Raw genomic sequence first — 3190 nt, forward strand, 5'->3', positions numbered from 1 at the left:
GGACCTGCTACAGCTCATTGGCGCCGGCTGCCGCCGCCGTTGCACGGAGGGTCACAGGTCTATAGTCCGCATTCGCCATGCAGACCATCAGCCTTTCCAGAGCCAAGATCCAGGCGCCCCGGTTCCGCGGCGGACTTATCGAGCGCGAGGATCTGGAACAGCACCTCGGCGATGCACTGACGAAGCGACGCCTGGTCCTGCTCGTGGCGCCCGCCGGCTACGGCAAGACGGCCGCGCTGTCGCGCCAGCTGCAACGGCTTCCTGCAGGCTGCGCCGTCGCCTGGCTCACCGCGGACGAGGAAGACGATCTGCAGCGACTGCTCTCGCACCTCATAGAGGCGCTGGAACCCCTCGATCCGCCGTGGCGCCTGGCCCCCGAGGCCTTGTTCGAGCTGGTGGCCCAGGGCCGGCTGCGCGAGGCCGCCTCCGCATTGCTAGGCGCGCTCGAAGCCACCGAAACGGCCAACGGCGTGATCGTGCTGGACGACCTGCATGCCGTCGCGGACGCCCGCGTGTTCGAATTCCTGGGACACGTCCTCGAAGGCTTGCCCCAGAACTGGACGCTCGCCATTGCGACGCGCGTGGAGCCGCCACTGGCGCTGGGGCGCTGGCGCGCGCGGCGCGAAATCGCCGAGTTCGACGAGACGGCCCTGAGCTTCTCCAGGCGGGAAGTGCAGGATCTGTGGCGCCATGCGACGGGCAAGGACGACCCAGAGCAGGCCGACCGCCTGCTCGAGCGCACCCAGGGCTGGGTCGCCGGACTGAGCCTGAGCCTTGAAGCGTCGCAAAGGTTGGCTGCGACGGCCCCGAAGGGCATCTGGCACAACCGCCGCCACCTGTTCGAGTACCTGGCCAGCGAAGTCCTCGAACACCTCCCAGGCGAACTGCAGGTGTTTCTCCTGCGCTGCTCCTTGTTGGCTGAACTCACGGTGCCGCGCTGCGAGCAGATCAGCGGCAATGCGTGCGCCGCCCGGCTGCTGGAGGACATCGAGCGCCGGCGGCTGTTTGTCTCCGTGCTCGACAGCGACGAGCTGACGATGCGCCTGCACGATCTCTTCCGCGACTTCCTGGAGGAACGCCTGCGCCGGCTCCATCCCGAGGAGGTGCCCGCGCTGCTGCGCCTTGCCGCCAAGGGCGAAACGGACCCGGTGCGCCGCACGCTCATGCTCGTGCGCGCGGGCGCCTGGGACGAGGCGCAGCAGAGCGTGGCAGATGCGACCCCGGACATGCTGGCCTGCGATGAGGGCGCCCAGGTGATTCGCATCATCGAGCAGTTTCCTGCCGACATCCAGGCCCGGTCTCCGTTCCTGGCCTATACCCGCGGCCTGTGCGCCTGGCCGCACTACCAGTACGGCGCGGTGCGCGCTGCCATGGAACATGCCGCGGCCGGGTTCGACTCGCTCGGACAGCACGGCAACGCGCAGCGCGCGCGGGCCATGCAGGCGCTGGCCATGTTCTTCTGTGGCCGAATGGAGGAGGCCCGGCGCCTCAGCCAGGCTGTTCGCGCGCGGCCCATGGACCTCGAAATCGAGACGCTCACCGAGCTGCTCGACTTCTGGTACGAAGGCCACCACGGCCCGGTCGACGGACCTGGCGATCACCTCGCCAAAGTAGTCGATCTGCTAGTGCAGGGAGGTGGCGCCGAACTGTGGTTTCGCTGCATGCCCCGCGTCAACGTGTTCATCAGCCGCCCCGGTGTGAGCACTCAGATTCGGCGTCTGATCCATGGCGCCAGGGCGACCCTCGGCGATGGCCACTGGTCCCTGCACGCCAATGCGAACCTGATGGAAGCCTGGCTGCTTCTATGGCAGGGCAGGCTCGCCGAGCTGGAGGCCCTATTCCAGAGGACCGAAGAAGACTCCCGTTGGCTGGGCCAGCCCGCGGGCTTGCGCATTCGGCAGCTGACCCCGAAGATCATGTACCACCTGGCCTGCGACGACAGGGACGCCGTGCGCGCGACGCGCGACGCCATCGTGGCGCATGTTGCCTTCCTGGACCACTCCAGCGATATGCCGCAGGCGGTGCTCAACGCAGTCCTGACGGCCTCCGCCGCCATCGGGGACTGGCCGGCCGTGCGCTTGCACTTGCCGGCATTCAGAGTCGCGGTTGGCCATGAGAGCCCCAGCGTGCAACTGTCCATCCGAACCTTCGAGGCACAGCAAGCGCTTCAGGAAGGCCGCACCCGCGAAGCCCTGACAGCGCTTCGCGAGCTGGTGACAAGATCGGCTTCTCTCGACTCGATCTTCCTCGATGCCACGGTCCGTACACAGCTTGCGCGCGCCGAGCTCGCCGATGGTTCACCGACGGCGGCCTGGCGAGCGCTGGAGCCCTTGATCGAGCGGGTGACGGCCAGCGGCAACATCGGCCAGATCCTGTTCATGGGCGTGCAGGTCCTGACCGAGCTGTCGCTCGCCCCCTGGGAGAGTGCCGCGTCCAAGGAAGGATTGGCGACCCTGCGCCATTGGGTCGAGACCGCCCGGCGGTTCAAGGCCGGCTCGCACGAGCGGCCTCGTGCCTCGGCAGCCCAGGATGCAGGCCTCAGTACACGCGAACTCGAAGTCCTCGCGCTGCTGGCCGATGGGCAGAGCAACAAGCTCATCGCGCGGGCCCTGGACCTGAGTCCGCACACCGTCAAGCGCCATGTCGCGCGCATTCTCGACCGGCTCGACCTGGCCTCGCGCATGCAGGCGGCCGCCTGGTATCGCACACGCTCCATCGGCTGAAGCGCCGCACGCAGTCCGCCAGCTTCGCCAGGGCCGAGATCCAGACGCCTCGCTTCCGAGAGCTCACTGGCGCGGGATGCCGAAGCGACTTTTATCTTCTGTGTGACAAGATTACTCAACAGGGGCCGCGGGGGGATTTGCCGCAGTCGCACGACAGTGCTGCAGGTCTTATAGTCCCTTTCCCATGCAATCCGTCAGCCTCGCCAGAGCCAAGATCCAGGCGCCTCGCTTCCGAGGCGGATTGATCGAGCGCGGAGATCTGGAGGAGCACCTCTACGATGCACTCACGAACCGGCGCCTGGTCCTTCTGGTCGCGCCGGCGGGCTACGGCAAGACGGCCGCGCTGTCGCGCCAGTTGCAGCGGCTTCCTCCGGGCTGCGCCGCCGCCTGGCTCACCGCGGACGAGGAAGACGATCTGCAGCGGCTCCTCTCGCACCTCATAGAGGCGCTGGAACCCCTCGATCCGC

1 protein-coding gene and 1 pseudogene are annotated in these 3190 nt (G+C 67.7%); both read left to right on the top strand.

Annotation, left to right across the window (positions count from 1 at the left end):
- Positions 1-77: 77 nt before the first annotated feature.
- Positions 78-2723, top strand: coding sequence for a LuxR C-terminal-related transcriptional regulator (locus tag APY03_RS23895; protein WP_083944533.1), 2646 nt, complete (start codon positions 78-80; stop codon positions 2721-2723).
- Between the two features lie 184 nt (positions 2724-2907).
- Positions 2908-3190, top strand: a pseudogene (locus APY03_RS23900) (LuxR C-terminal-related transcriptional regulator); the annotation flags it as partial.

Origin of the sequence: Variovorax sp. WDL1, assembly GCF_001541225.1 — a bacterium.
GTDB lineage: Bacteria > Pseudomonadota > Gammaproteobacteria > Burkholderiales > Burkholderiaceae_C > Variovorax.